22 protein-coding genes are annotated in these 18,157 nt (G+C 67.0%); 9 read left to right on the plus strand and 13 right to left on the minus strand.

Translation table 11 applies throughout. The features are described from left to right. Positions 1–8 precede the first annotated feature (8 nt). The gene (glpD, locus tag H3309_RS13045) at positions 9–1,466 is read right to left on the minus strand and encodes a glycerol-3-phosphate dehydrogenase (protein WP_182295119.1); all 1,458 of its coding nucleotides are present in this window, start codon (positions 1,464–1,466) and stop codon (positions 9–11) included. A gap of 120 nt (positions 1,467–1,586) precedes the next feature. Here glpD and H3309_RS13050 point away from each other — a divergent pair, with 120 nt between their 5' ends. From H3309_RS13050 to H3309_RS13080, 7 genes are all read left to right on the plus strand, one after another. Next, positions 1,587–2,561: a thiamine pyrophosphate-dependent dehydrogenase E1 component subunit alpha gene (locus H3309_RS13050; protein ID WP_182295120.1), complete on the plus strand. Its 975-nt coding sequence runs from the start codon at positions 1,587–1,589 to the stop codon at positions 2,559–2,561. A gap of 12 nt (positions 2,562–2,573) precedes the next feature. Then, positions 2,574–3,581 (plus strand): alpha-ketoacid dehydrogenase subunit beta, encoded by a 1,008-nt coding sequence (locus H3309_RS13055; RefSeq protein ID WP_182295121.1) that lies wholly within the window; start codon positions 2,574–2,576, stop codon positions 3,579–3,581. A 10-nt stretch (positions 3,582–3,591) separates the two neighbouring features. After that, positions 3,592–3,825, plus strand: coding sequence for a lipoyl domain-containing protein (locus H3309_RS13060; protein WP_182295122.1), 234 nt, complete (start codon positions 3,592–3,594; stop codon positions 3,823–3,825). Between the two features lie 96 nt (positions 3,826–3,921). Next, entirely contained in the window at positions 3,922–4,593 is a 672-nt protein-coding gene (locus H3309_RS13065; RefSeq protein WP_182295123.1) for a 2-oxo acid dehydrogenase subunit E2, read from the plus strand. Between the two features lie 12 nt (positions 4,594–4,605). After that, complete coding sequence (locus H3309_RS13070; RefSeq protein ID WP_182295124.1) at positions 4,606–5,370, plus strand: SDR family NAD(P)-dependent oxidoreductase; 765 nt, start codon at positions 4,606–4,608, stop codon at positions 5,368–5,370. 21 nt (positions 5,371–5,391) lie between these two features. Next, entirely contained in the window at positions 5,392–5,787 is a 396-nt protein-coding gene (locus H3309_RS13075) for a DUF2147 domain-containing protein (protein WP_182295125.1), read from the plus strand. Between the two features lie 42 nt (positions 5,788–5,829). Continuing rightward, the gene (locus H3309_RS13080) at positions 5,830–6,114 is read left to right on the plus strand and encodes a hypothetical protein (RefSeq protein WP_182295126.1); all 285 of its coding nucleotides are present in this window, start codon (positions 5,830–5,832) and stop codon (positions 6,112–6,114) included. Positions 6,115–6,181: 67 nt separating this feature from the next. Here the strand turns inward: H3309_RS13080 and H3309_RS13085 are convergent, their stop codons facing one another. The 3 genes from H3309_RS13085 to H3309_RS13095 are packed head-to-tail and all read right to left on the minus strand — an operon-like array spanning position 6,182 to position 7,825. Beyond that, entirely contained in the window at positions 6,182–6,898 is a 717-nt protein-coding gene (locus H3309_RS13085; protein ID WP_182295127.1) for a dienelactone hydrolase family protein, read from the minus strand. Further along, positions 6,888–7,337: an MgtC/SapB family protein gene (locus H3309_RS13090; RefSeq protein WP_182295128.1), complete on the minus strand. Its 450-nt coding sequence runs from the start codon at positions 7,335–7,337 to the stop codon at positions 6,888–6,890. Before H3309_RS13090 ends, H3309_RS13085 begins: the two co-directional genes overlap by 11 nt. Next, positions 7,334–7,825 (minus strand): peroxiredoxin, encoded by a 492-nt coding sequence (locus tag H3309_RS13095; protein WP_182295129.1) that lies wholly within the window; start codon positions 7,823–7,825, stop codon positions 7,334–7,336. The genes H3309_RS13090 and H3309_RS13095 overlap by 4 nt, the downstream gene beginning before the upstream one ends. 71 nt (positions 7,826–7,896) lie before the next feature. On the opposite strand from H3309_RS13095, the gene H3309_RS13100 reads away from it, so the two are divergent. Then, complete coding sequence (locus H3309_RS13100; RefSeq protein ID WP_182295130.1) at positions 7,897–8,460, plus strand: YqgE/AlgH family protein; 564 nt, start codon at positions 7,897–7,899, stop codon at positions 8,458–8,460. Positions 8,461–8,561: 101 nt separating this feature from the next. Here the strand turns inward: H3309_RS13100 and rpoN are convergent, their stop codons facing one another. From rpoN to H3309_RS13120, 4 genes are all read right to left on the minus strand, one after another. After that, a complete protein-coding gene (gene rpoN / locus H3309_RS13105; protein WP_182295131.1) occupies positions 8,562–10,001 on the minus strand; it encodes an RNA polymerase factor sigma-54 in 1,440 nt (479 codons plus the stop codon). 3 nt (positions 10,002–10,004) lie between these two features. Then, positions 10,005–10,754, minus strand: a complete 750-nt coding sequence (lptB, locus tag H3309_RS13110; RefSeq protein WP_182298750.1) for an LPS export ABC transporter ATP-binding protein — start codon at positions 10,752–10,754, stop codon at positions 10,005–10,007. A gap of 587 nt (positions 10,755–11,341) precedes the next feature. Next, positions 11,342–12,754, minus strand: a complete 1,413-nt coding sequence (gene glnA / locus H3309_RS13115) for a type I glutamate--ammonia ligase (protein ID WP_182295132.1) — start codon at positions 12,752–12,754, stop codon at positions 11,342–11,344. Between the two features lie 35 nt (positions 12,755–12,789). Then, positions 12,790–13,128, minus strand: coding sequence for a P-II family nitrogen regulator (locus H3309_RS13120; protein ID WP_182295133.1), 339 nt, complete (start codon positions 13,126–13,128; stop codon positions 12,790–12,792). A gap of 212 nt (positions 13,129–13,340) precedes the next feature. Between H3309_RS13120 and H3309_RS13125 the strand changes: the two genes are divergently transcribed. Beyond that, on the plus strand, positions 13,341–14,357 hold the full coding sequence (locus H3309_RS13125; RefSeq protein WP_182295134.1) for an SDR family oxidoreductase: 1,017 nt from the start codon (positions 13,341–13,343) through the stop codon (positions 14,355–14,357). Here the strand turns inward: H3309_RS13125 and H3309_RS13130 are convergent. The 5 genes from H3309_RS13130 to H3309_RS13150 form a co-directional block, all read right to left on the minus strand. After that, positions 14,339–15,109: an SDR family oxidoreductase gene (locus H3309_RS13130; RefSeq protein WP_182295135.1), complete on the minus strand. Its 771-nt coding sequence runs from the start codon at positions 15,107–15,109 to the stop codon at positions 14,339–14,341. The genes H3309_RS13125 and H3309_RS13130 overlap by 19 nt on opposite strands. Beyond that, positions 15,106–16,698 carry a spinster family MFS transporter gene (locus H3309_RS13135; RefSeq protein WP_243453724.1) on the minus strand — a complete coding sequence of 531 codons (1,593 nt, stop codon included), beginning with the start codon at positions 16,696–16,698 and terminating at the stop codon, positions 15,106–15,108. The genes H3309_RS13130 and H3309_RS13135 overlap by 4 nt, the downstream gene beginning before the upstream one ends. Before the next feature lie 36 nt (positions 16,699–16,734). Next, complete coding sequence (locus H3309_RS13140) at positions 16,735–17,307, minus strand: hypothetical protein (protein WP_182295136.1); 573 nt, start codon at positions 17,305–17,307, stop codon at positions 16,735–16,737. Between the two features lie 85 nt (positions 17,308–17,392). Next, the gene (locus H3309_RS13145) at positions 17,393–17,695 is read right to left on the minus strand and encodes an SCP2 sterol-binding domain-containing protein (RefSeq protein ID WP_182295137.1); all 303 of its coding nucleotides are present in this window, start codon (positions 17,693–17,695) and stop codon (positions 17,393–17,395) included. A gap of 183 nt (positions 17,696–17,878) precedes the next feature. Continuing rightward, positions 17,879–18,157: a hypothetical protein gene (locus H3309_RS13150; RefSeq protein ID WP_182295138.1), complete on the minus strand. Its 279-nt coding sequence runs from the start codon at positions 18,155–18,157 to the stop codon at positions 17,879–17,881.

Below are 18,157 nucleotides of genomic sequence, written 5' to 3' on the forward strand. Positions count from 1 at the left end.
CGTGCGCGTCAGCCGCCGGCCCAGGCGGCCACTTTCGCCTTCGCGGCCGCGTCCAGGTGCAGCCCCATCTTGCTGCGCCGCCACAGCATGTCGTCCGCCGTGCGCGCCCATTCGCGCTCCCGCATGTGCGCCAGCTCCGCCTCGAACATGCCCCCCATCGGCTCGCCCAGCCCACCCGCCAGCAGCCCCTCGGTCTCCGTCCCATAGAGCCGCGCCAGCCGGCGGATGATCGCCGGGTCATAGTCCGGATGCGCCGCCACCACATCCGCCAGCCAGCGCGCGAACGCCGCCTGCGCCGTCTCCCCCGACGCCACCGGCACGTCGCCCCCCGGCAGCGGCGCCGTCGCCGTCCAGGGCTTGGTCTTCGGATAGAGCGTCTTCAGAACCGCCTCGGCGAGAAGTCGATAGGTGGTGATCTTCCCCCCCACCACCGTCATCGCCGAACCTTCATGCGGCACCAGATGCCAGTCCCGCGTCGTCTCCCGCGCGCCTTTCCCCGCCTCCAGCACCAGCGGCCGCACGCCGGCGAAGCGGTGCACGATGTCGCCATGCCCCAGCGGTTTCGCCAGCGACCTGTTCACCGCATCCAGCAGATACTGCTCCTCCGCCGGCTGGATCGCCCGCGCCGCCGGGTCGCCGACGGGCGTCTCCGTTGTGCCGATCAGGCTGAAATCCCCCTCATAGGGAATGACGAACACGATCCGCCCATCCGGCTGTTGCAGCATCCAGGCATTGTCGCTGCGGTTCACCCGCCGCGTCACGATGTGCGCGCCCTGCACCAGGCTCAGCGCCGGCGCATCATTCAGCCCCATCACCCGCGCGCCCACCTCATGCGCCCAGGGGCCCGCCGCATTCACCAATGCCCGCGCCGCCAGTTGTCGGCCGCTCGCCAGGGTCAGTTCCCACCGCTCCTCATGCCGCCGCGCGCTCACCACCGCATCGCGCACATGCACCGCGCACCCCCGCGCCGCGGCATCGCGCACATTCGCCACCACCAGCCGGGCATCATCGACCCAACCGTCCCAGTATCGGAATGCGTGGCTCAGCTCGCGCCGGAACGCCGGCCCGGCGGCGTCCTTGCGCAGGTCGAAGGCCTCGCTGCCCGGCACCTGTCGCCGCCGCGCCAGATTGTCGTACAGCAGCAATCCGGCCCGCAGCAGCCAGCGCGGCCGCAGATGCGGTTCATGCGGCAGGATGAAGGCCAGCGGCCAGGACAAATGTGGCGCGATGCTCAGGATCACTTCCCGCTCCGCCAGCGCCTTCGCCACCAGCCGGAAGGCATAGAATTCCAGATAGCGCAGCCCGCCATGGATCAGCTTGGTGCTGGCGCTGCTCGTCGCGACCCCCAGATCGCCCGCCTCCACCAGGGCGCAGCGCAGGCCCCGCCCCGCCGCATCCCGCACGATGCCCGCGCCATTGATGCCGCCGCCGATCACCACCAGATCAAGGATATCGTCTGCCGCCACGGCGATGTCGCTTAGCCGCTCGACGCTGCCTGTCAAACCCGTCCGCTCCCACAAGCGACAGGCGGTCGCAGCGCGGTCGCTCCGCTAAGGCCGAACACAGCAGCCTGGGGAGACGCACCGATGAGCCTGACGCCCGACATGCGGCGCGGTTTCTACCGCACCATGGTGAAAAGCCGGCATTTCGATGATTCGATGATCGCGCTCTACTGGGTCGGCAAAACCCCCATCTTCGCTTTCGGCAAGGGGCCGCTGCCCGGTGAACTCCATTGCTCGAACGGCGCCGAACCCGTCGGCGCCGGCGTCTGCGCCGCGCTGTCGGCGGACGATATGATCACCGCCGACCACCGCCCGCATCATGTCGCCGTCGCCCGCGGCGTCGATTTCCCCCGCATGTGCGCCGAGCTGCTGGGCAAGGAACCCGGCCTCAGCCACGGCAAGGGCGGCCACATGCACATCTACGATCCGAAGGTGAACTTCGCCTCCAGCGGCATCATCGCCGAGGGGATGGCGCCGGCCGCCGGCATGGCGCTCGCCCGCCGCCTGCAGAAAAAGCCCGGCATCGCGGTCGCGTTCATCGGTGAAGGCGCCGCCAACCAGGGCGCCTTCCACGAGACGCTCAACATCGTCGGCGTCATGAAACTGCCCTTCATCGTCGTCGTCCAGGATAACGAGTGGGGCGTCTCCACCAGCAAGGCGGAATCGACCGCGATCGCGCGCAACAGCGACCGCGCTAGCGCCTATGGCATGGCCGGCGAATATGTCGAAAGCAACGACGCCGACGACATCTACCATGCCGCCGCCCGCGCCGTCGCCCGCGCCCGCGCCGGCGAAGGGGGCACCATCCTCGAGCTGAAGACCGCCCGCCTGGTCGGCCACTTCATGGGCGACCAGCAGGGCTATATCCCGCCGGAAAAGGCGCAGGTGGATCCGCTCCCCCTCTACCGGGCCAAGCTGATCGCCGAAGGCGTGCTGACCGAGGACAGCGCCGCCGCCATCGAGGCCGAGGCGAAAGCCGAAGTCGACGCCGCGATGCAGTTTGCGAAAGACGCCCCCTACCCCGCGCCGCAAGACGCCTACAACCATGTGTTCGCGTAAGGAGCCCAGAGCATGAGCAACCGCATCCTTACGATGTCCCGCGCCGGCCGCGAAGCGCTCGACTGGGAGATGGAGCGCCGCGACGAGATCTTCTGCCTGGGCGAGGACGTCTATAATTTCGGCGGCATCTTCGGCACCATGGACGGCTTCGGTGCCAAATATGGCCCCGAACGCGTCATCAACACGCCGATCAGCGAAACCGGCTTCATCGGCATGGCCGCCGGCGCCGCGATGGCCGGCATGCACCCGGTCATCGACCTCGCCTATATCGACTTCATCGGCGTCTGCTACAACGTCCTCCTCAACACCGCGTCGAAAACCCACTATATGTCCGGCGGCAATGTGAAGGTGCCGATGACGCTGCTGATCGGCACCGGCGGCGGCTACAACAACGCCGCGCAGCATTCGCAATGCCTGCACGCCACCGTCGCCCATATCCCCGGCGCCAAAGTGGTCTATCCCTCCAACGCCTATGACGCGAAGGGCATGCTGCACAGCGCGCTGCGCGACGAGAATTTCGTCATCTTCCTCACCCACAAGGGCACCGCCGGCGTCGGCTGGATGGGCACCCCCATCAAGACCACGATGAACGAAGTGCCGGTCGATGATTATACGGTCCCCTTCGGCAAGGTCGCCATCCCCCGCGACGGCAGCGACGTCAGCCTCGTCAGCCTCGGCATGGGCGTCCACGAAAGCCTGAAAGCCGCCGAGGAGCTGGCGAAGGACGGCATCAGCGCCCAGGTGGTGGATCTGCGCAGCCTCGTTCCGCTGGACCGGGAAGGCCTGCTCTCGGCCGTCAGCAAAACCGGCCGGCTGGTCGTCGTGGACGAGGACTATCTCTCCTACGGCGTCAGCGGCGAGGTCATCGCCTCGATCGTCGAAATGGATGCGACCGTGCTCAAGAAATCGCCGCGCCGCGTCTGCATGCCCGACATCCCCATCCCCTATTCGCGCGTCATGGAGGAAGCGATCCTGCCGACCGCCGGCCGCATCGCCGACGCCGCCCGCAGCCTGATGTAAGGAAACCCCGATGACCGACGTGCGTGTCCCGCTCGACCTGTGGGACGAGGATGACAAGACCGGCTCGATCGTGATGTGGCTCTACCCGGACGGTGCCCAGGTCAAGGAAGGCGAACTCATCGCCGAAATCCTCGTCGAAAAAGTCACCCTCGAACTCGAATCCCCGGCGACCGGCACACTCCGCATCCGTGTCGAACCGGAAATCGTCGTGAACAAGGGCGACGTCGTTGCCACCATCGAATAGCCATCTGGGCCAAATGCGCCGCAAGCCCCTCCCCCGCTCGCGGGGGAGGTGTCATCGCAAAGCGATGACGGAGGGGGCCCACCCGCCCCGCGCCAGATGACCCAGCCCCTCAAACTCACCGGCATCCGCGGCATGATCGCCAAAAAGATGCACGAATCGGTGCAATCGACCGCGCAGCTCAGCTTCTTCACCGACGTCGACGCCAGCGCCCTCACCGCGGCCCGCGCCGCCTGGAAGGCCGCGGACATCCGCATCGGCTATGAAGACCTCGTCATCGCCACGCTGGGCCGGATCCTCCCCGCCTTCCCGCTGTTCAACGCGCTCGAGGCCGACGGCGTCATCACCCCGCAGGCCGAGATCAACGTCGGTGTCGCCATCGCGCTCCCCGGCGCGCTCGTCGCCCCCGCCGTCTTCGACTGCGCCAACAAGGACCTGCCCACCATCGCCGCCGAACGCGCCAGCCTGGTGGAACGCGCAGCCATCAACAAGCTGACCGTCCGCGAAATGTCCGGCGGCACCATCAACATCAGCAACCTCGGCCTCACCCGCGTCCGCCATTTCACGCCCATCCTGAACCGCCCGATGACCTGCATCGTCGGCCTCGGCCGGATCGCGCCCGAACCCGCCGTGGTCGATGGCGCGCTCGCCATCCGCCCGGTGATGGGCCTCAGCCTCACCGTCGATCACCGCGCCATCGACGGTGCCCCCGCCGGCGACTTCCTCACCGCGCTGGCCGACGCCCTCGAAGCCTCCCACCCCATCCCTTAACGGAGACGACCCATGGACCTGAAACTCAAAGGCCTGAAAACCCTCGTCATCGGCGGCACGAAGGGCATCGGCCGCGCCACCGTCCGCCGCTTCGCCGCCGAAGGCGCCCATGTCGCCTTCTGCGCCCGCGGGCAGGACGGCGTCGACAAGCTGGCCGGCGAGCTGGCGAACAGCGGTGTCACCGTCCACGGCTTCGTCGCCGACGCCGCCGGCGATGCCGCCAGCTTCAAGGCCGCGGTCGAAGCCGCCGCCGCCGCGCTGGGCGGTCTCGACATTCTCGTCACCTGCGTCAGCGCCAGCGGCATGATGTTCGACGAAGCCGGCTTCCGGAAGAATTTCGAGGTCGACGTCATCGGCACCTACCGCGCGGTGGAGGCCGCCCACCCCTTCCTGAAGGCCAGCGCCCACCCGTCGGTCGTCAACATCGCCAGCATCGCCGCGATCGAGGAATTCGGCGGCCACCAGAGCTTCAACAGCATGAAGGCCGCCACCATCTGCTATTTCAACCAGCTCAGCCATGCCTGGCAGGCCGACAGGATCCGCTTCAACACCGTCTCCCCCGGCCCGATCTATGAAAAGGAAGGCGTCTGGGGCTGGGTCGAGGCCAACATGCCCGAGGTGTTCGCCGCCACGCCCAAGGCGATCCCCGCCGGCCGCTATGGCACGCCCGAAGATGTCGCCGACGCGGTCGCCTACCTCGCCAGCCCCGCCGCCAGCTTCGTCAACGCGACAAATCTGGTCATTGACGGCGGCTATACCAAAGGGGTTCAATACTGATCATCAATCTGCGGAGCCGACATGCGAACCCTCATCCTGGCGACCCTCATCGTCGCCACACCCGCCACCGCGCAAAAGCCGGCAAACTGGTTCGGCACCTGGGCCAACCCGTCGAAATCGGTGCAGATGCAATCGAAGCCCTGCGGCAAGGACATCTGCGGCGTGGTGGTCTATGCCAATGAAAAGGCAAAGGCCGATGCCGCCAAGGGTGGCACCCCGAACCTCATCGGCATGAACCTGCTCTCCGGCTTCCAGCGCACCGGCCCCACCAGCTGGAGCGGCAAGGTCTTCGTTCCCGACATCAACCGCACCGTCAGCGGCACGGTGGAACTCACCAGCCCGCGCACCATCGAAGTCAAGGGCTGCATTCTCGGCAATATCGCCTGCAAGGCACAGATTTGGACTCGCGTGAAATAGGCTTTTGCCCTATGGGCGGCGCGGCATCAGATGGAGGCTTGCGTGATCAAGGCATTGATGGGTTCGGCGTTTCTGCTCATGGCGGCTGCGGTGTCGGCGCAGTCCGCGACAACAGCCACCGCAGCGCAGTCGGCCACCACCACCCAGGCGGCGCCTGCCGCCAAGGACCCGACCATCTGCAAGCGCACCGAAACCACCGGCACCCGCCTGGGCACCAAGCGCATCTGCAAGCTGAAGTCGGAATGGGACGCCGAAGCCCGGCTGGCGCAGCAGCAGTTCGGCCGCGCCGTCGATGCCGGTAACATCGGCCAGCCCCGCGGCAACTGATCGAAACCGTTCCAACGGTCAGGCCGACGGGGTTGCAGCCCCATCGGCCTGATTGTCCCGTCTCCGCTCAGCCGAAGACCTCGTCGGCGAAGAACGCCTTCATCGCCGCCCAGCTGCGCGCATCCGTCGGCGCATGATAGATGATGCCCGGCATCAGGCTGCCGTCCGCTTCCCTGTTGGTGAAGCTGTGCATCGCCCCGGTATAGGCGATGGTCTGGCAATCCGCTTTCGCCTCCCGCATTTCCGCCAGAAAGCCGCTCAGCTCGTCCGCCGGCACCAGCGGATCGTCGGCGCCATGGCATACCAGGATCTTCGCCGTCACACCCCCCGACGTCGACGGCCCCGGTGACCCCAGCGCGCCGTGGAAGCTCACCACACCCAGCACATCCGCGCGGCCCGACCGCGCCAGTTCCAGCACGGTCGATCCGCCAAAGCAGAAACCGATGGCGCCGATCCGCCCATCGCACGCCGGATGCGCTTTCAGCGCGTCCACCGCCGCCCCCGCCCGCGCCCGCAGCCGATCGGGGTTGGCCCGAAAATCCCCGATGATGGCAAAGGCTTCCGGCGGATTGGCGGGGATTTTCCTGTCGCCGAAGATATCCGCCGCCAGCGCGACATAGCCCAGCGCCGCCAGCTTCTCCGCCCGCTCCATCGCATGCGCGCCCAACCCCCAGGCCTCATGCACCACCACCACGCCCGGAAACGGGCCGTCGCCATCGGGCACCGCCAGATGTCCGATGCAGGTCTGGTCGCCATCATGATAGACAAGGTCTTCAATCTTCATCGCCAGTCTCCCGTTTCAACGCGGCGCGCAGCCGCTTTTCCAGTCGCCCACCAAACAGCAGGACGGCAAAGGTCAGAACCACGGCGCTTGCCACCGTCCACCACAGGCCATAGCCCACCGCCATTCCCAACGCCGCCGTCAGCCAGATCGCCGCCGCCGTCGTCAACCCATGAACATGCTGGCCGGCGGGATCGCGCAGGATCACGCCAGCCCCCAGAAAGCCGATGCCGGTGACAACGCCCTGCACCACGCGGCTGATCGCATCATGCCCGCCGCCGGCATCGATCACCATCAGCGTCAGCAGCGCCGACGCCAACCCCACCAGGCCCAGGGTGCGCACCCCGGTCGGCTTGCCGTGCAGGTCCCGGTTCAGCCCGACCGCCGCGCCCACCAGCGTCGCGACCAGCAGCCGCAACGCCGATTCCAGTTCCCACATCATGCCGCGGTCAATTGTCCCAGCAGATGTTCGGCGCTGGACACGCGGAACGCGCCCGGCTCCTCGACATTCACCTCGGCCGCCACGCCATCCTTCACCAGGATGCTGAAGCGCTGTGCGCGCTTGCCCATGCCGAACCGGCTGCCATCCATGGTCAGCCCCAGCGCTTCGGCGAAATCGCCATTGCCGTCGGCCAGCATCGTCACCTTGTCGTCCGTCCCCGCGCTCTTGCCCCAGGCGCCCATCACGAACACGTCGTTCACGCTGATGCAGGCGATCTCGTCGACGCCCTTGGCCCGCAGCTCGTCGGCCTTTTCGATGAACCCCGGCAGATGCTTCGCCGAACAGGTCGGCGTGAAGGCGCCCGGCACCGCGAACAGCGCCACGGTGCGCCTGGCGAACAGTTCTTTGGTGCTCACCGGCGCCGGGCCATCGGCCGTCATCTTCATCAGCACCGCCTCGGGAAGCGTATCACCCACCTTGATCGTCATCGCTCACTCTCCTTTGCGCGCCTGTTACCGCGCGCCTTCCGCAGCGTCTATCCTAACGCTATGACAGGGCGATGGATGCGGCACCCCCCTATCTTTCCGGCCAGTTCCTCCTCGCCATGCCCGGGATGGGCGATCCCCGCTTCGCCGGCAGCGTCATCGCCATGTGCGTGCACGATCCCGCCGGCGCGCTCGGCCTCTGCCTGCACCAGGCAAACCGCGAATTGACCGTGCCCGAACTGATGCGCCAGCTGGAGATCGACCCCGGCGGCACCCCCGAAGTCCGCGTCCTCGTCGGCGGGCCGGTCGAACCCGGCCGCGGCTTCGTGCTCCATTCCACCGACTATGCCGGGCAGGACACCCGCTTCGTCGGCAACCGCTGGGCCCTGACCGGCACGCTCGATGTGCTGAAGGCCATTGCCGGCGGCGAAGGTCCGGCGAAATGGCTGGTCGCCCTCGGCTATGCCGGCTGGGGCCCGGGCCAGCTGGAGGACGAACTCGGCCAGCACGGCTGGCATGTCCACCCGGGAGAGGACACGCTGCTGTGGAACTGCCGCGCCGAACGCCGCTGGACCGAAGCCTGGGGCCTCACCGGCATCGACCTCCGCCACCTCTCCGCCAGCGCCGGGAGAGCCTGATTTCTTGACCGGCTGGCGCCGGAGAAAGGCGGCGCACTCGCGCCGGCGCCCGGTCGGGCTTGCCGCCTGCGGCGGGTCTGATTTCGCTGCTATGGTTGCGCCTAAGCAGCTTTCACCAGCGCCCGCCGCCGCCGGTCGAAACTGGTCGCGATTCCCAGCGCCTCGCGATATTTCGTCACCGTCCGCCGCGCCAGGTCGAACCCCTCGCCGCGCAGCAACTCCACCAGCTTGTCGTCGGACAGCGGCCGCATCGGATCCTCGCCCGCGATGATGTCGCGCACCCGCGCCCGCACCGCTTCCGCGCTCGCCTCGCCGCCCTCGCTCGGCACCGCGTTGGTGAAGAAATATTTCATCTCGAACAGCCCGCGCGCGCAGCTCAGATATTTGTTGCTGGTCACCCGGCTCACCGTCGATTCGTGCATCTCGATCGCATCGGCGATCATCCGCAGCGTCAGCGGCTTCATGTGCGCCACCCCGCGCTCGAAAAACCCCTCCTGCTGCCGCACCAGTTCGGTCGCCACTTTCAGGATGGTCTGCGCCCGCTGGTCCAGCGCCCGCATCAGCCACCCGGCCTGCGCCGAACATTCCTCCACGAACGCCCGCTCCGCCTTCCCCCCCCGGCTCACCAGCTCGGCGGCATAGCTGCGGTTGACGATCAGCCGCGGCAGCGTGCCGTTGTTCAGCTCCACCTGCCAGCCCTTCGCCGTCCGCGCGATGAACACGTCCGGCACCACCGAGGCGATGCGCCCGCCGCCATAGAGCATCCCCGGCCGCGGGTTATAGCCCCGCAGCTCGCGCAGCATGTCCGCCAGATCCTCCGCATCCACCCGGCACAGCCGCCGCAGCGAGGCCAGGTCGCCCCGCGCCACCAGCTCCAGATTGTCGATCAGCGCCGCCATGCACGGGTCATAGCGATCCGCCTCCCGCGCCTGGATCGCCAGGCACTCCGCCAGGTTGCGCGCGCCCACCCCCGTCGGCTCGAACCCCTGGATCACCTTCAGCACCGCTGCCACCTCGGCGACCGCCACCCCCAGCCGCTCGGCAACCTCCTCCAGCGTGCCGGTCAGATAGCCGCTGTCGTCGATCAGGTCGATCAGATGCGTGGCGATCATCAGCGGCGCCCCGCTCAGCACCGCGCCCGCCTGCTGCTGCAACACCTCCGCCAGCGTCGCCGGCTCGGCGGCGAAACTGTCGAAATCCACCTCCTCGCCCGCCTCCCCGCCACCGCTGTCCCCGGCGCAGTCATGGTGGAACCGCTCCTCCACCAGGTCCACGTCCAGGCTGCCCGCCGCCTGCGCCTCGCTCTGCGCCACCAGCTGGTCGGTCAGCTCGATCTCCGACGCATCGGGCGTCACCGACACCTCGACCGGTTCCGACGGCTCCTCCGCCAGCTCCAGCAGCGGATTCTTCTCCAGCTCCTCCTCGATATGCGCCGACAGCTCCATGTTGGACAGCGTCAGCAGGCGGATGGCGGCCTGCAACTGCGGGGTGATGACCAGCTGCTGCGTCTGCCGCAGGTCAAGGCGAGGTCCCAGCGCCATAAGCTACAGCGTGAAGCCTTCGCCCAGATAGACGCGGCGCACCGTCTCGTCCTGCACCAGCGCCTCGGGCGTCCCCTCGAACAGCACCCGCCCGTCATAGATGATGCAGGCGCGATCGACGATCTCCAGCGTCTCGCGCACATTATGGTCGGTGATCAGCACGCCGATGTCGCGGTCGCGCAGCTGCCGCACCAGCGTGCGGATGTCGCTGATGCTGATCGGATCGATGCCCGCGAACGGTTCGTCCAGCAGCATGATCGAGGGGCTGGCCGCCAGCGCCCGCGCGATTTCCACCCGCCGCCGCTCCCCGCCGGACAGCGCCATCGCCGGCGCGTCCCGCAGCCGCGCGATGTTGAACTCGCCCAGCAGCTCCTCCAGCCGCGCGGACCGCGCCGCCGCGTCCGGCTCCGCCACCTCCAGCACCGCGCTGATATTGTCCGCCACGTTCAGCCCGCGGAAAATCGAGGTTTCCTGCGGCAGATAGCCCAGCCCCAGCGCCGCCCGCCGGTACATCGGCAGCGTCGTGATATCCACCCCGTCCAGCAGGATGCGCCCCTGGTCCGGCGCCGCCAGCCCCATGATCGAATAGAAACAGGTGGTCTTCCCCGCCCCGTTCGGCCCCAGCAGCCCCACCACCTCGCCGCGGTTCACCGACAGCGAGACATCGCGCAACACCACCCGGCTGTCATATTTTTTGCCAATCGAAACAACGGCCAAGCCGCGAGTCACCGCCGGCGCTTCGTCCCGCTCCATGATCTCGACCCCGCTCACCGTCCGCCCGCCCTCACTTGGCTTGATTCTTGCTGGCGAACGTAGCCGGGGGGCGCGACGCGAGCAAGGGGCGGATGAAGTTAACAGTGTCGGTTGCGCGCGCACCGCCACGCGCCTGCCCCAGAATAAAGGGGTGGGCACGAGACCCAGCCAGATATGCGCGGTGGGCAGGAGCCTCCGGCGAGCAACAATGCCCGCGCCAACACCCCATCGTCCCACACACTCGCCGTCATGCTGAACTTGGTTCAGCATCCATCGTCCCGCCACCACCCCACGTGGCGCAAAAACCAGCCATTTCCGCCAACCCCTTGATTCAGAATGTCACTTTTTTCGACGAACCTTCCATAATCCTACAGACCCTGCGCGGCCAAGCCGCGCGAAACGGGCAGCGGCGCGGGCGGGGAGAAAGCGAAAAGAAGGAAAGGAAAAAAGAAAAAGCGCGGCAAAGCCGCGCTGTCGGACGAGTCGATTTTCAGGGGCCAACCCTGAAAATCGCTCGCCGGCCAAGTGCTTCGCGAGTCTGCGCCCTTCAGAAAATCGCTTCGCAATTTTCTTCCAGGCCACAGCCGCTACGCACTGTAATACATATCAAACTCCACCGGGCTCGGCGTCATCTCCCACCGCGCCACCTCTTCCATCTTCAGTTCGATATAGCTGTCGATCTGGTCATCGGTGAACACACCGCCCTTGGTGAACACGGCACGTCCCTTGTCCAGCGCCGCCAGCGCCTCGCGCAGCGATCCGCACACCGTCGGCACCTTCTTCAGCTCCCGCGGCGGCAGGTCGTACAGGTTCTTGTCCATCGCCGCGCCCGGATGGATCTTGTTCTCGATCCCGTCCAGCCCCGCCATCAGCAATGCGCTGTACGCCAGATAGGGGTTCGCCGTCGCATCCGGGAAGCGTACCTCCACCCGCCGGCTCTTCGAACCCGTGCCATAGGGGATGCGGCAGCTCGCCGAGCGGTTGCGGCTGGAATAGGCCAGCAACACCGGCGCCTCATAGCCGGGCACCAGCCGCTTGTAGCTGTTGGTGCTCGGGTTGGTGAAGGCGTTCAGCGCCTTGGCATGCTTGATGATGCCGCCGATGAAGAACAGCGCCATCTCCGAAAGCCCGGCATAGCCCTCGCCGGCGAACAGCGGCTTCTTCCCGTCCCAGATGGACAGGTGCGTGTGCATGCCGCTGCCATTGTCCTCCTTGATCGGCTTCGGCATGAAGGTCGCGGTCTTGCCATAGGCCTGCGCCACCATGTGCACGACATATTTGTAGATCTGCATGCGGTCGGCGGTCTGCACCAGCGTGCCGAACTCCAGCCCCAGCTCATGCTGCGCCGCCGCCACCTCATGGTGATGCTTGTCGCACGGCAGGCCCATCTCCAGCATGGTCGAAACCATCTCCGCCCGCAGGTCCTGCGCGCTGTCCACCGGCGCCACCGGGAAATAGCCGCCCTTGGCGCGCGGCCGGTGCCCCAGATTGCCTTCCTCATATTTGGTGCCGGTATTGGTCGGCAGCTCGATGTCGTCCAGGCTGTAATGGCCGCCGGCATAGCTCTGGCCGAACCGCACATCGTCGAACACGAAGAACTCCGCCTCCGGCCCCACATAGGCGGTGTCGCCGATCCCGCTCGCCTTCAGATAGGCCTCCGCCCGCTTCGCCGTGGAACGCGGATCGCGCGAATAAAGCTCCCCGGTCGATGGTTCGACGATGTCGCAGAACAGGATCAGCATCGGCGTCGCGCTGAACGGGTCAACATAATGCGCATTGAGGTCGGGCTTCAGGATCATGTCGCTCTCGTTGATCGCCTTCCAGCCGGCGATCGAGGAGCCGTCGAACATGAAACCCTCGGTCAGATTGTCCTCGTCGACAACCCGCGTCGCCATGGTCAGATGCTGCCACTTGCCGCGCGGATCGGTGAAGCGAAGGTCAACCCATTCGATCTCCTTCTCTTTCATCAGCTTCAGCACGTCGCTCGGTTTCGTTGCCATGGGTCTCGGTTCCTCTCGTTGTTTTATGAATGAAATCAGATTGCGTCCGCGTCGCGCTCCCCGGTGCGGATGCGCATCGCCGTCTCCACCGGGATCACGAAAATCTTGCCGTCGCCGATGCGGCCCGTCCGCGCCGCCGTGGCGATCGCCTCCAGCACCCGCTCCACCTGGCCGTCATCCACCACCACCTCCAGCCGCACCTTCGGCAGGAAATCGACGATATATTCGGCGCCGCGATACAGTTCGGTATGCCCCTTCTGCCGGCCGAAGCCCTTCGCCTCGGTCACGGTGATGCCGGACACGCCGACATCGTGCAGCGCTTCCTTCACCTCGTCCAGCTTGAACGGCTTGATGATCGCTTCGATTTTTTTCACGGCCAATCCCTCTCTCGCCGCCAAGGCGGCGCTACCCTGCCCCCAACCGCAGCAAATGCCGTGCCAACCCCGGCGTCAAGGCAAATCACCGCGGATCGCCCCGTCACCTGCCTGTTTCACAAGCAAATGCCCAAATATCGCTCATTCGCGCGCACCAGAGGAACCGCAAGGCCCCCCGCGCCTTCCATAGGCTCCAGCAACGGAGCAACCCCATGTCCAGCATTCCCCAGCCGAAACCCCTTCGCGATCAGGCGATCGTCATCACCGGCGCCTCCAGCGGCATCGGCATGGCCACTGCACTGGCCGCCGCCCAACAGGGGGCCAGGGTTGCCCTGTTCGCCCGCACCACCACCGCGCTCGATGAAGTCGCCCAACAGATCCGCGCCGCCGGCGGCATTGTCCTTGTCCGCAGCGGCGACGTCGCCGACCGCGCCGCCCTCGAAGCGCTTGCCGAAGACACTTTTGCCGCCTTCGGTCGCATCGACACCTGGGTGAACAATGCCGGCGTTTCGATCTATGGCGCGATGGACCGGATCAGCGAAGCCGACCTGCGCCGCCTGTTCGACACCAACCTGTTCGGCGTCATCAACGGCAGCCTCGCCGCCCTGCCCCACCTCAAGGCCTCGGGCGGCACCCTCATCAACCTCGGCTCGCAACTCGCCGACATGGCCGTGCCCGTGCAGGGCTATTATGTCGCCTCGAAATTCGCGGTGAAGGGCTTCACCGACGCGCTGCGCCAGGAGCTGGAGCATGACCAGGCGCCGGTCGGCGTCACCCTCATCAAGCCCGCAGCCATCGGCACGCCCTTCCCCGACCACGCCAAAAACATCACCGGCCGCCGCGCCACCCTGCCCGCGCCCATCTATTCCCCGCACGATGTCGCCCGCACCATCCTCCACGCCGCGCAGACCCGCGTGCGCGACGCCTATGTCGGCGGTGCCGCCCCGGCATCGGTCGCCATGGGCCGGCTGTCGCCGAGGCTTGCCGACCTGTTCAGCGCGAAGGTCATGGCCGACACGATGACCGGCGAAGCGGCCCCGCCGCCGCCGGACAACCTCCACCACGGCCAGTCCGACGCGCGCCTCTTTGGCAAGCACGAGGAAAAGCGCATCCGCCGCAGCAGCTATACGGCGATGCGCACCCGCCCGATGACCACCTTCGCCGTCGGCGCCATGGCGCTCGGCGCGCTGCTCATCGGTCTGCGCAAGCGTCAGACCGTGGTGGCATAACCCCCGTCGACGGTGATGACACTGCCGCACAGATAGGCGCTCGCCCGGCTGCCCAGGAACAGCGCCACGCCAGCCATATCATCGGCATTGCCCCACCGCGCCATCGGCGTCACACCCAGCATGTCGCGGTCGATCGCGTCGGCGATCCCCGCGGTCATCTTCGACGGGAAATAACCCGGCGCGATCGCGTTCACCGCGACATGCCGCTTCGCCAGGTTCTTCGCCATCATCCGCGTCATGTGCAGCACGCCCGCCTTGGACGCGGCATAGCTGTAGGTCTCGATCGGGCTGACATGCTGGCCGTCGATGCTGCCGATGTTGATCACCCGCGCATGATCCTCAGGCGTTGCCCCGGCCTCCAGCAACGGCATCAGCCGCTGCGTCAGGAAGAAGACGGACTTCACGTTGATGTCCATCACCTTGTCCCAGCCGACCTCCGGGAAATCGTCGAACGGCGCGCCCCAGCTGGCGCCGGCATTGTTGAACAGCACATGCACCCGGTCGGTGTGCCTCGCCACTTCCGCCGCGAACCGGTCGATCTCCGCCATTTGGCTCAGGTCCGCCGGGATCGCCACCGCGGCCTCCCCCAGCGCCGCCGCCAGCCCCTCCACGTCGCTCGCCTTTCGGCTGGTCAGGATCACCCGCGCGCCATTCTCGACATAGGCCCGCGCGATCATCTCCCCGATCCCCCGGCTGCCCCCGGTGATCACCACCATCTTCCCCGCGACCGAAAAAAGCTGCTCGACCTTCACATCACCTCTCCCGCTGCCTGCGCCCGTGCCACCCGGCTCGCCTCCGCCGCCGGCAGCCGCCGCCACAATTGCCAGATGCAGAACAGGCTCAGCGGCGCCACCAGGAACAGCGCCATCACGCCCGTTGCCAGGCTGCCCGTCACCGCGCTCACCTTGCCGGTGAAATAGGGCCCCAGCCCCAGCCCGATCAGCGTCGTGCCGATGAAATAGGTCGCCGTCGCCGCGCCCCGCATCCGCGGCAGCACCAGGTCCTGGCTGGTCGCCGCGGCGATCCCCACATACATGCTGCCCACCACCGCCGGCACGATGTTGTACAGGTAAAACATCGTTGCACTGTCGGTGGTGAACATCAGCAGCACGAACGGCGCCGGCACCACGATCGCCAGGCTCGCCACCGCGATCCGCCCCGCCGGATGCCGGCCCTTCGCCCAGTCGGACAATCGCCCGCCCATCACCACGCCCAGGAACCCGCCGGCGGCGCCGCTGCCGCCCAGGATCAACCCCGCCACCGCCGGCGTCGCCCCCAGCTCGCGGATGGCATAGGGCGCCGCCCAGAAGCCCAGCGAGTAACCGACGAACGCCGTCGTGCCGAATCCCACCACCAGAAACAGGAAACTCGGCGTCCCCCAGATCAGCGCGAAGGTGGCGGGGTCACGCTCCCGCAACCCCTGCGCCCAGGTCGTCACGGCATAGGCACCCGTGCACAGCGCGCCCCATTGCAGCTTGTCGCCGAAGGTATTGCCGGAAACCCGCGCCATCAGCACCGCGAACAAGGTCCAGCCCAGCAGCGCCGCCACATTCACCATCAGCGCCCGCCGGCCATATTTCGCCGCATGCAGCAGCGTCAGCGGCGGCAGCACGCTGGTCAGATCCTCCCAGAACTTGCCCCACACATTCGTCGCAGGCGGCGTCACCATCCCGTCCGCCAGCCCGCGCACCGGCTCGCGCAGGGTGGAGACCCACAGCGCCAGCAGCAACCCCGGAATGCCCACCGCCAGGAACGCCGCCTGCCACCCCACCAGCCCCATCGGGCCGCCGCCGGGAAACGCCTCGTTCCACTGCTGCTTCACCACCGCGCCGATGAACAGGCTCACCCCGCCACCGATGTAAAGGCCCGACGAATAGATGGCGAGCGCGGTTGCCCGTTTCTCCTTCGGGAACCAGTCGCTCAGCATGCTGAATGCCGCCGGGCTGGCCGACGCCTCGCCGATCCCCACCCCCACCCGCGCCGCCGCGAGGCCCGTGAAACTGGTGGCAAATCCGCTCAGCGCCGTCATCCCGCTCCACAGCGTCAGGCCCAGCGCCAGCAGCCGCGTGCGCACCCAATTGTCCGCCAGCCGGCCCAGCGGAATGCCGAACAGGGCGTAAAAGACCGCGAACGCCGTGCCATAGAGGAACCCCATCTCGACATCGCTGACCCCCAGGTCGCGCTTGATGTCCTCCGCCAGGATCGAGATGATCTGCCGGTCGATGAAGTTGAACATGTAAACGAGCACGAGCACCGACAGCACATACCAGGCATAGCGCCCGCCCACCTGCTCGCGCGCCGCCGCCTGGTCGGCTTCGCTCATCTCCCCCTGCCCGGCCATGTCTCTCTCCCCCGTCGGGCTTCGCCCCTGTTCGCGTTACCGGCAGCGCCGGATCGGTCGTCCACGTTCGTCGATGCACGGATCGCCGATCTGCGGCACCGTCACCCAGTTGCGGTCCACCGCGAACCCGCGCTCGTTGCCGCTGAAATCCGCCAGGCTCTTGCGGATGTCCGGCACCGCCGCCAGCGCCGCCGCCCCCAGCCGGCCCTTGCGCACCCGCAGTGCCTCCCGCCCCACCAGCGCCGCCGTCTCGCAGAACGCCCGTTGCGCATCGAAACTGGCATAGCTCTGATAGGTGCGCGTGGTATAGCTGTCGAACTCGCGCTGCGCCGTCTTCGCGCCTTTCACCCGGCGGTAATATCCCTGCATGCCGCGCATCGCGCCCACCAGTTCATCCGAATGATGGCGCAGGAAATCATTGTAGTTGCGCACCGTCGCCAGGAACGGCGACTTCTGGCACTGCAACGCCGCAACGTTCAGCGCGGCGCGCATCGACCATACCGCATTGGCCTGCGATTCCGCGGAGGTCGGGTTCACCAGCTTCACCTCCGTCGGGATCATCGTCGCCCACAGCGGTGCACCCGCGGCGAGGAACACCCCCACCGGCATGCATCGGAACAGATATTTCAAGGACAAAGCACGCGTCCTGCCACGGAGAAGGCGGGCCGGTTCGCTGACCCGGCCCGCATCCACCTCAACCCAGAATCTTGCCCAGCTGCAGCGCGATCCCCATGTCGCCTTCCACCTTCAGCTTGCCCATCATGAACGCCATCTGCGCATTCTGCTTGCCAGAGGCGATGTCGACGAAATCCGCCATGCTCACCTTCACGCGGCAATCGGTGTCGCCATTGTCGTTGCTCACCGTCGCCGGGCTGGCCTTGCCGTCGATCCGCACCGCGCCATCGTCACCGAAATCGAACGTCACAACCTTGCCGGCGATGCCGCCGTTCGCTGCGACCTTCTCGGCCATTCCCGCGGTGATGTCTGCCAGGCTCATGCTTCACTCCCTCATTCTTCTGGTCAATGATGGCGCTGACAAACCCGCTTTGCGCGCATTTTGCAAGCCGCTTCATCGCCCGTGGCCAACGGACCGCCCATCAAGGCAAGCACCATACCATGCAGCCACAAAAAAGAAGGGCCGCCGAACGGCGACCCTTCCCAATCCAGCGGTAAAGCCGAATTACTTGGCGGCAGGCGCTTCGGCCGGCGCGGCCGGAGCAGCAGCGGCATCAGCGGCCGGAGCGGCAGCGGCGTCAGCAGCCGGAGCGGCCATGGCGTCCGTCGCCGGAGCGGCAGCGGCATCAGCAGCCGGAGCAGCGGCCATGTCGGTCGCCGGAGCGGCTTCGGTGGCGGCCGGCGCTTCCGCAGCGGCTTCCTTCTTTTCGCCGCAGGCGACGACGAGCAGCGCAACGCCGGCAACGATCGAAGCGGCCTTCACCTTTTGAAGCAGTTCACCCAT

Source organism: Sandaracinobacteroides saxicola (assembly GCF_014117445.1).
In the GTDB taxonomy this organism is placed as follows: Bacteria; Pseudomonadota; Alphaproteobacteria; order Sphingomonadales; family Sphingomonadaceae; genus Sandaracinobacteroides_A; species Sandaracinobacteroides_A saxicola.

What these genes read in the sequence shown, in the direction of transcription:
- H3309_RS13050 (WP_182295120.1), top strand. Translation starts at nt 1,587, where the DNA reads ATGAGCCTGACGCCCGACATGCGGCGCGGTTTCTACCGCACCATGGTG.
- H3309_RS13055 (WP_182295121.1), top strand. Translation starts at nt 2,574, where the DNA reads ATGAGCAACCGCATCCTTACGATGTCCCGCGCCGGCCGCGAAGCGCTC.
- H3309_RS13060 (WP_182295122.1), top strand. Translation starts at nt 3,592, where the DNA reads ATGACCGACGTGCGTGTCCCGCTCGACCTGTGGGACGAGGATGACAAG.
- H3309_RS13065 (WP_182295123.1), top strand. Translation starts at nt 3,922, where the DNA reads ATGACCCAGCCCCTCAAACTCACCGGCATCCGCGGCATGATCGCCAAA.
- H3309_RS13070 (WP_182295124.1), top strand. Translation starts at nt 4,606, where the DNA reads ATGGACCTGAAACTCAAAGGCCTGAAAACCCTCGTCATCGGCGGCACG.
- H3309_RS13075 (WP_182295125.1), top strand. Translation starts at nt 5,392, where the DNA reads ATGCGAACCCTCATCCTGGCGACCCTCATCGTCGCCACACCCGCCACC.
- H3309_RS13085 (WP_182295127.1), bottom strand. Translation starts at nt 6,898, where the DNA reads ATGAAGATTGAAGACCTTGTCTATCATGATGGCGACCAGACCTGCATC.
- H3309_RS13090 (WP_182295128.1), bottom strand. Translation starts at nt 7,337, where the DNA reads ATGATGTGGGAACTGGAATCGGCGTTGCGGCTGCTGGTCGCGACGCTG.
- H3309_RS13095 (WP_182295129.1), bottom strand. Translation starts at nt 7,825, where the DNA reads ATGACGATCAAGGTGGGTGATACGCTTCCCGAGGCGGTGCTGATGAAG.
- H3309_RS13100 (WP_182295130.1), top strand. Translation starts at nt 7,897, where the DNA reads ATGGATGCGGCACCCCCCTATCTTTCCGGCCAGTTCCTCCTCGCCATG.
- rpoN (WP_182295131.1), bottom strand. Translation starts at nt 10,001, where the DNA reads ATGGCGCTGGGACCTCGCCTTGACCTGCGGCAGACGCAGCAGCTGGTC.
- lptB (WP_182298750.1), bottom strand. Translation starts at nt 10,754, where the DNA reads ATGGAGCGGGACGAAGCGCCGGCGGTGACTCGCGGCTTGGCCGTTGTT.
- glnA (WP_182295132.1), bottom strand. Translation starts at nt 12,754, where the DNA reads ATGGCAACGAAACCGAGCGACGTGCTGAAGCTGATGAAAGAGAAGGAG.
- H3309_RS13125 (WP_182295134.1), top strand. Translation starts at nt 13,341, where the DNA reads ATGTCCAGCATTCCCCAGCCGAAACCCCTTCGCGATCAGGCGATCGTC.
- H3309_RS13135 (WP_243453724.1), bottom strand. Translation starts at nt 16,698, where the DNA reads ATGGCCGGGCAGGGGGAGATGAGCGAAGCCGACCAGGCGGCGGCGCGC.
- H3309_RS13140 (WP_182295136.1), bottom strand. Translation starts at nt 17,307, where the DNA reads ATGCCGGTGGGGGTGTTCCTCGCCGCGGGTGCACCGCTGTGGGCGACG.
- H3309_RS13145 (WP_182295137.1), bottom strand. Translation starts at nt 17,695, where the DNA reads ATGAGCCTGGCAGACATCACCGCGGGAATGGCCGAGAAGGTCGCAGCG.
- H3309_RS13150 (WP_182295138.1), bottom strand. Translation starts at nt 18,157, where the DNA reads ATGGGTGAACTGCTTCAAAAGGTGAAGGCCGCTTCGATCGTTGCCGGC.